Below are 7540 nucleotides of genomic sequence, written 5' to 3' on the forward strand. Positions count from 1 at the left end.
ACAGCGACATCTACCAAAGCCCGGACGCCTACTGGAAGGACATCAGCCTATTAATAGAGCGGCTCTCCCCTTACCTCTCGGCAGATGGCCTGCGGTACCTGCGCTTTCCCGGCGGCAGCACCAACACCGTGAGCCGCCGCTACGGCGGGCGCGGGCTGATGCAGCAGCTGAAGGAAGAGGTCACTGCCAAAGGATACGCCTATGTGGACTGGAACGTCTGCGCCGAGGACGCTGTGGGCGGCAAGCCCAGTGCAGGCACCATCTTCCGCAACATCGTGCGGGAGACCGGAGAGCAGACCCAGTGCATCGTGCTGATGCACGACTCAGCCACCACCCACACCACAGCCGAGGCCCTGCCCGACATCATCCAGTGGTATAAGGACAACGGCTTCGCCTTCCTCACGGTAGCACAGGCCGTTCCTCTACCCGCAGCATAGCAAAAAGCCCCGGAGGACCTGCCAGACGGCAGACTTTCCGGGGCTTTGGGATTTTCGCAGGACAGCTTACTCAGCGGCCTGATTGAACAGGACGAAGGCACGATAAGCCATGTACAGGTCGGTCTTGTGGATGACCTCGAAGGGAGAGTGCATGGACAGCACAGGCACACCGATGTCGATGACGGGGATGCCGCGGTTGGCAACATACTTTGCGATGGTGCCGCCGCCGCCCAGGTCGAGGCGGCCCAGCTCACCGATCTGCCATGCAACGTCGTCGGCGTCCATCATGCGGGTGACATAGCCCACCAGCTCGGCAGAAGCATCGTTTGCAGCGCTCTTGCCGCGGCTGCCGGTGTACTTGAACAGCGCGATGCCGCGGCCTGCGTAGGTGCCGTTCATCGGCTCGAAAGCGCTGGCCCAGCTCGGGTCGTAAGCAGCGGTGACGTCGGCGGACAGGCAGACACTGTTGCGGAATGCAATGATGTCGTCCTGACCAGCGGTGCGGCACAGCTCCTGCATGAAGTGGAAGACGTACATGCTCTGCATACCGGTGACGCCATCAGAGCCGATCTCTTCCTTATCGGTCAGGACGCAGACGGTGGTGAAGGCGGGATTCTTGGTGGCGATCTCGGCCATCAGAGCGGGATATGCATCGACGCGGTCATCGTGGCCGTAGCCGCCGATCATGGAGCGGTCGAAGCCGACGTCGCGGGACTTATAAGCGGGGACGATCTCGATTTCAGCGCGTGCAAAATCCTTCTCGGTAATGCCGTACTTCTCGTTGAGGAGGATCATGGTGTTCAGCTTGACCGCTTCCTTCACATCCTCGTCGTCCACAGCGTCAGAACCAATGAGGATGTTCAGTTCCTCTGCCTTGATGCCGTCGCTCAGCTTGCGCTCGCTCTGCTCAGCGCTCAGATGGGGCAGCAGGTCGGTGATGCAGAAGACGGGATCATTCTCGTCCTCGCCCACGTTCACCGAGACGGTGGTGCCGTCAGCGCGGGAGAACACGCCGTGGATGGCCAGCGGCATGGTACCCCACTGATACTTGCGGATGCCGCCGTAGTAGTGGGTCTTGAAGTAGCTGAAGTGGTCGGACTCGTACAGCGGGGTCGGGCGCAGGTCCAGACGGGGGCTGTCGGTGTGAGCGATGACCAGATGGAAGCCGTCCTCGAAGCTGCGGGTGCCGATGGTGGAAGCCACGATGGCCTTGCCCAGCTGGCTGAAGTAGACCTTGTCGCCGGGGGCGTAGGTCTTCTTCGGGTCGAACTGCTGGTAGCCAGCGTCCTTCAGCATCCGCTCGCTCTCGGCGGCTACCTCGCGCTCGGTCTTGCCGGCATCAAGGAATTTCTTGTAGCCCTCAGCGAATGCGTGGGCCTCCTGCTTGACGGCGGCGGACTTGTCACCGGCGTAAGCGGGTTTAAACAGCAGCTTTTCAGCCAGCTGCTGGTTCGGAGTTTTTTCTGCCATAGGATCTCTCCTGCCTTTCTGTTTTCTTACACTTTGATTTATCAAAAACCAGCGAGAGCTTATCCTCTCCGGTTTTCTTCGTTTGTAGTACATCAGCCGCCGTAGAGCCGGGTATAGGCGGCGTAACCGGCGGTGATCTTTTCGACGTAGTGGTGCATTTGATTGTACGGAAAGCCCTTCAGCGTCTGCCCGTCCGAGGAATGCTCCTCCATCCGCAGCAGATTATCCACCGTCCCCCACCCGCTGTGGTAGGCAGCTGCGGCCGTGGCCACATCGCCGCCGTACCGCTCCATGCAGAGATGAAGGTAGTAGCAGCCGAAACGGATGCTGACCGCAGGGTCGTAGAGGTCATCGAAGGTCAGGCCCTCGTCGGGCGCGATCTTGCTGCGCAGCCAGATGAAGGTCTCCTCCGTCATCTGCATCAGCCCCCGGGCATCGACGCTGGAAGTAGCAGCAGGGTCGAAGCCGCTCTCGGTGCGGATAAACGCATAGACCAGCAGCGGGTCGAGGCCGTATTCGGCGGCCCACTGCTCCACCTGCTGGCTGTATTTGCGGGGATAGAGCAGCTGGTCGGCCTTCCGGGCGAGGGGCGGCAGCGTCACCAGTATCACTGCCGCGATGCAGACCAGCACCACCAGCCTGCGCAGCAGTCGGAACAGCTTTTTCAAGTGCGGCACCCCTCCCCGATGAGCGTATCACACAGCTCGTTCGCCGCCTTCGCCAGCGCCTCGCGGGTGGAGGTATTGGGGAGGATGTAGTCCGCTCTGGCGGTCAGAACCGCCTCCGGCGTCTGGGCGTTGAGACGGCGGGCGGCCATCTCAGGCGAGATACCGTCCCGGGCAGCGATGCGCTCCACACTGACCTCAAAAGGGGCCGTGACCACACAGAGCTTATCGCACTCCGCTTCTGCCGCCGTGCCGACGATGACCGCACCGTCCAGCACGAAAAGATTCGCACCGGCACGATGAGCGGCCTGTTTTGCGGCACGGATGCGGCGGACGATCTCCGGGTGGGTCAGCGCGTCCAGCGCCGCTTTCCCCTCGGGGGTCTTAAAGGCGCGGTCGGCCAGCAGGCGGCGGTCAAGGGTGCCGTCTGCCCTTATAATATCCGCCCCGAAGCGCTCCGCCAGCTGGGGCAGCAGCGGAGAGCCGGGAAGCAGGATCTCGCGGGAGAGCTGGTCGGCATCTGCCAGCGGGATGTCCCGGGCCGCAAAAACCGCGGTGACGGTGGATTTGCCGCAGCCGCTGCGGCCGGTGATGCCCAGCGTCATCATAGCTCGATCACCCGGAACGCGGCCGCACGGATAAGACGGTTATAGACCGCCATCGACAGGCCATCCTTCTGAGGGCAGCGGGCGTAGACTACGGCATCCCCCTGCTCATCCAGCGCACGCAGAGAGCGGAAGATGTGTCTGGCCTGATCGGCGCCGTCCCCCTCCCGGCCATACTCCACGCAGGGGACCCCCAGCTTTTCGGCCTCGCCGGTGAAGCAGAGGCAGCTGGGTCTCTCGGCGGCGTGGGCGTCCACATAGGCCTTGAACTGCTCGAAGGTGCCGTCCAGCAGGGTGACATCGGCCTTGGGGGCATAATGTTTATACTTCATGCCGGGGCTGCGGACGACCGCACCCTCCGGCAGCTTTTCGAGGATGGCTTTGGAGACTTCCACCTCCTCGCCCAGCGCACGCTCGAGGTCTTCCAGCGTGATGTGTCCGGGGCGGAAGAGGGTGGGCTTCTCACCCACCACCGACACGACGGTGGACTCCACGCCCCAGTCGCACTCGCCACCGTCAAGGATGAGGGGCAGGCGTCCATCCATGTCGGTAAAGACATCCTGCGCATTGGTGGGGCTGGGCTTGCCGGAGAGGTTGGCCGACGGGGCTGCAAAGGCGCAGCCGCTGGCCTCAATGACGGCCCGGGCCACCGGGTGGCTGGGCATCCGGATGCCCACGGTATCCAGACCCGCGCAGCACTCCGCTGCCACCTCGGGGCCGCGGGGCATGATGATGGTCAGCGGCCCGGGGCAGAACGCAGCCATCAGCAGCTGGGCGCGCTCGGGCACCTCGCTGACGAGGCCGTGCAGCATCTCGGGACCGGTGACATGGACGATGAGGGGATTGTCCTGCGGACGTCCCTTCGCCACAAAGATCTTGCTCACGGCCTCGCCGTTGCGGGCGTCGGCCGCGATGCCGTAGACCGTCTCGGTGGGCAGAGCCACCAGCTCGCCCCGCCGCAGAAGCTCGGCGGCGCGGGCAATGCCCTCCGCGTCCGCCGGGCGGACTTCAGTTTTGATATTCATACGAATCGTCGCTCTTTTCTGATGTAAAGCAATTAAACTTTACAGATGTTCGTGCGCAATATGCGCAGGTTTATGCGTTCAGTTTTTGTAATTTCTCGGCCTGCTCACGGGTGGCGAGGGCGTCGATGATCTCGTCCAGATTGCCATCCATGATCTTATCGAGGTTGTGCACCGTCAGGCCGATGCGGTGGTCGGTACAGCGGTCCTGCGGGAAATTATAGGTACGTATCTTCTCGCTGCGGTCCCCTGTTCCCACCTGACCGGCACGGTCGGCGTTGATGGCATCCTGCTGCTCCTTCTGTTTCTGGGCCAGCAGGCGGCTGCGCAGGATCTCCAGAGCCTTGTCCTTGTTCTGGAACTGGCTGCGCTCGTTCTGGCATTCGACCACCGTGCCGGTGGGGATGTGGGTTACACGGATGGCGCTGGACGTCTTGTTGATGTGCTGTCCGCCTGCGCCCGAGGAGCGGAAGGTGTCGATGCGCAGATCTTTCATGTCCAGCGCAAAGTCCACCTCCTCGGCCTGCGGCATCACGGCCACCGTAGCCGTCGAGGTGTGGATGCGGCCCTGCGTCTCCGTCTCGGGGACGCGCTGCACCCGGTGGACGCCGCTCTCGTACTTGAGACGGTTGTACGCGCCCCGGCCATTGACTGCGAAGACGGCTTCCTTCGTGCCGCCAAGCTCAGTCTCGTTGAGGTTCAGCAGCTCCATCTCCCAGCCCCGTCCCTGAACGTACATCGTATACATCCGCACGAGGCTGTGGGCAAACAGCGCAGCTTCCTCGCCGCCGGCACCGGCGCGTATCTCCATGATGACGCTTTTTTCGTCGTTTGCATCCTTCGGCAACAGCAGAATTTTGAGATTATTTTCCAGCTCTGCCACATCCTGACTCTTTTCGCTGATCTCCTGCTGTATCATAGCCTTAAAGTCCGCATCGAGGGGTTCCTCCCCTTCCAGCAGGGCTTTCGCCTGTGCAAGATGATCCTGCGCAGTGGCAAGGGCGCGGTAGGCTTCTACCACCGGCTCTGCCTCGTGGTACTCCTGCATCAGGCGGCGGAACTGCGCCGGGTCGGCAGCAGTTTCGGGCTGATTGAGACGGACGGAAAGTTCTTCGAACCGACGGCAGACGGCCTCCATTTGGGAAGTCAGATTCGGCATATCAGGCAGTTCTCCTTACAAAACAGTTTCTGAATGTGCTGTGCCGCCGGGCTATTCCTGACCCGGCCGGATGACCTTTTTGATGTTCTTCTCGATCTTTGCCCGGGGCAGCATGACCTCGCGGCCGCAGCCCGTGCAGCGGATCTTGAAATCCATGCCCACCCGCAGCACCTCGAAGCTGGACGCTCCGCAGGGGTGCTGCTTGCGGGTGAGGATGGTATCGCCGACTGCAATATCCATATTGGCTCCCTTCTGTCTGTCCATAGATGGCACAGGCCGTGTGCCCAATGCATGACACACATCTATAGTATAATCCAAACTCGTATAAAATGCAAATGCAGCCGCATATGGTTTAACCATGCAGCACACCCTGCGCTGCAGCCCAAAAAATCAGAGAAAGAGGAATGAAAGATGATGCAAGCGTTTCGTACCGAAAACAACTACCGCAATGCTTCCCGCCTGAGCGCCGCCGAGCTGCGGGCCGCGATGACCAGCCGCGAAATTTTGCAGAGCACCGCTCTGGCCTTCGACACCCAGCGTCAGCTTCGTTTCGAGCTGGGCGGCTGCCGGGCCGTGATGCCCTTCGGACAGTGCGCCGACGGGGCCGACACCGGCAGCGTGCGGGACATCGCCGTGCTGACGCGGGTGGGTCGCCCCACCTGCTTCGTCATTGAGGGCATCGACACCGACGAAAACGGACAGCCCTTCTACCGGCTCTCCCGGGCCGAGGCCCAGCGGATGTGCAAGGCCGAATACCTCGACCAGCTTCAGCCCGGCGACATCCTGCCCTGCGTCGTGACCCACATCGAGCCTTTCGGCGCGTTCTGCGATGTGGGCTGCGGCATCAGCGCTCTTCTACCCATCGATTGTATGTCGGTGAGCCGCATCTCCTCCCCCGCCGACCGGGTCAGCGTGGGGCAGCAGATCCTCTGCGCCATCAAGAGCCGGGACGCGCAGGGGCGGTTCGTGCTGACCATCCGGGAGCTTCTGGGCACATGGGCCGAAAACGCAGCCGCCTTTACGGTGGGCGAGACGGTGGTAGGCATCGTGCGAAGCGTGGAGGAATACGGCACCTTCGTCGAGATCGCGCCCAACCTCGCGGGCCTCGCCGAGAGCTGCCCCGACCTGCATCCCGGGCAGGCCGTGAGCGTCTACATCAAAAACATCCTGCCCGAGAAGATGAAGATCAAGCTGGTCATCGTCAATCATGCCCTCAGCCAGAGCCACCGCTTCGAGCTGCGGTACTTCATCACCGAAGGGCATCTCGACCACTGGCTCTACTCCACCCCCGAGAGCCGCAAGCGCATCGAGACCGATTTTGCGGACATGGCTTGCAATCCGGCCTGAAACCCTTTATACTATAGATATACTATAGAACACGGGAGATGGGAATAACAATGGCTGCCAACGATGCTTTTACCGCCGGTGTTCGTCCCGGTGGGCTGACCAACAGCACCGAGATCCGACTGCTGCTGTGTTATCTTGTCAAGAATGCCGGGCCGATCACCCGGGCGGAGATCGAAAACGCCCTGATGGAAGAGGCTCTGGTGAATTATTTTGAGATCGGCTCCTGCTTGGACGACATCGCCAAGCAGCAGCTCGTGGTGGTGGACGGCGACCGATATACCATCACCGACAAGGGCCGGAAGGTGGCGCAGGAGCTGGCCTACGACCTGCCCCGCAGCGTGCGGGAAAAGGCGGTGGCCGCTGTGCTGCGCAGCCAGACGTGGACGCGCAAAGAGGCCGAGTACAGCGCCCGCATCCGCGAAAAAGCCGACGGCCACTGTTCGGTGCGCTGTCAGGTGAAGGCGCTGGACAGCGAGCTGTTCTGTCTGGACATCGGCACGCCCGATCGGCTGAGCGCCGAGCTGGTGAAAAAGCAGTTCATCCTCAAGGGCAACGAGATCTATCAGATGCTCATCACGAAGCTCACCGAAGAAGAGAAATGACCGAAATGGCCGCTGCACGAAACCAACGTGCAGCGGCCATTTTTGTTACAGCAGGATGCAGATAAGCCCAGTGCAGCCCTCGTTGATGACCCGCTCCAGCGTCTCCTGCAGGCGGCTTCGAGCCTCCTGCGGCATATGGAGCAGCTTGTTCTGCACGCCGTCGTTGACCAGCTCGTGGAGGCTTTTCCCGAAGTTGGTCGACTCCCACAGGCGGACGGGGTCGTCCTCGAAAT

9 protein-coding genes and 1 pseudogene are annotated in these 7540 nt (G+C 61.8%); 3 read left to right on the forward strand and 7 right to left on the reverse strand.

Translation table 11 applies throughout. From position 1 onward, the window contains the following. Window positions 1–437, forward strand: a pseudogene (locus tag ACT8X9_RS12065) (polysaccharide deacetylase family protein); the annotation flags it as partial. Window positions 438–503: 66 nt separating this feature from the next. Here the strand turns inward: ACT8X9_RS12065 and ACT8X9_RS12070 are convergent. The 6 genes from ACT8X9_RS12070 to ACT8X9_RS12095 all read right to left on the reverse strand — a co-directional run bounded on the left by ACT8X9_RS12070 (window position 504) and on the right by ACT8X9_RS12095 (window position 5598). Beyond that, window positions 504–1907: an aminopeptidase gene (locus tag ACT8X9_RS12070; protein ID WP_444269149.1), complete on the reverse strand. Its 1404-nt coding sequence runs from the start codon at window positions 1905–1907 to the stop codon at window positions 504–506. A 92-nt stretch (window positions 1908–1999) separates the two neighbouring features. Further along, entirely contained in the window at window positions 2000–2584 is a 585-nt protein-coding gene (locus ACT8X9_RS12075) for a lytic transglycosylase domain-containing protein (protein ID WP_444269150.1), read from the reverse strand. Then, window positions 2572–3180 (reverse strand): dephospho-CoA kinase, encoded by a 609-nt coding sequence (gene coaE / locus ACT8X9_RS12080; protein ID WP_444269151.1) that lies wholly within the window; start codon window positions 3178–3180, stop codon window positions 2572–2574. Before coaE ends, ACT8X9_RS12075 begins: the two co-directional genes overlap by 13 nt. Beyond that, the gene (locus ACT8X9_RS12085; RefSeq protein ID WP_444269152.1) at window positions 3177–4202 is read right to left on the reverse strand and encodes an L-threonylcarbamoyladenylate synthase; all 1026 of its coding nucleotides are present in this window, start codon (window positions 4200–4202) and stop codon (window positions 3177–3179) included. The genes coaE and ACT8X9_RS12085 overlap by 4 nt, the downstream gene beginning before the upstream one ends. Before the next feature lie 70 nt (window positions 4203–4272). After that, window positions 4273–5358 carry a peptide chain release factor 1 gene (gene prfA / locus ACT8X9_RS12090; protein WP_444269153.1) on the reverse strand — a complete coding sequence of 362 codons (1086 nt, stop codon included), beginning with the start codon at window positions 5356–5358 and terminating at the stop codon, window positions 4273–4275. A gap of 51 nt (window positions 5359–5409) precedes the next feature. Further along, window positions 5410–5598: a DUF951 domain-containing protein gene (locus ACT8X9_RS12095; protein WP_227619990.1), complete on the reverse strand. Its 189-nt coding sequence runs from the start codon at window positions 5596–5598 to the stop codon at window positions 5410–5412. Between the two features lie 171 nt (window positions 5599–5769). Here ACT8X9_RS12095 and ACT8X9_RS12100 point away from each other — a divergent pair, with 171 nt between their 5' ends. Together ACT8X9_RS12100 and ACT8X9_RS12105 are read left to right on the forward strand one after the other, a co-directional pair. Then, window positions 5770–6705: a S1 RNA-binding domain-containing protein gene (locus ACT8X9_RS12100; protein WP_227619991.1), complete on the forward strand. Its 936-nt coding sequence runs from the start codon at window positions 5770–5772 to the stop codon at window positions 6703–6705. Window positions 6706–6755: 50 nt separating this feature from the next. Beyond that, entirely contained in the window at window positions 6756–7307 is a 552-nt protein-coding gene (locus ACT8X9_RS12105) for a DUF4364 family protein (protein ID WP_227619992.1), read from the forward strand. A 45-nt stretch (window positions 7308–7352) separates the two neighbouring features. On the opposite strand, the gene ACT8X9_RS12110 is transcribed toward ACT8X9_RS12105, so the two are convergent. Beyond that, the coding region (locus ACT8X9_RS12110; RefSeq protein ID WP_444269154.1) for a sporulation stage IV protein A at window positions 7353–7540 on the reverse strand (188 nt) is incomplete at its 5' end.

The sequence above is a fragment of the Faecalibacterium sp. genome (assembly GCF_052358865.1).
In the GTDB taxonomy this organism is placed as follows: domain Bacteria; phylum Bacillota; class Clostridia; order Oscillospirales; family Ruminococcaceae; genus Faecalibacterium; species Faecalibacterium butyricigenerans.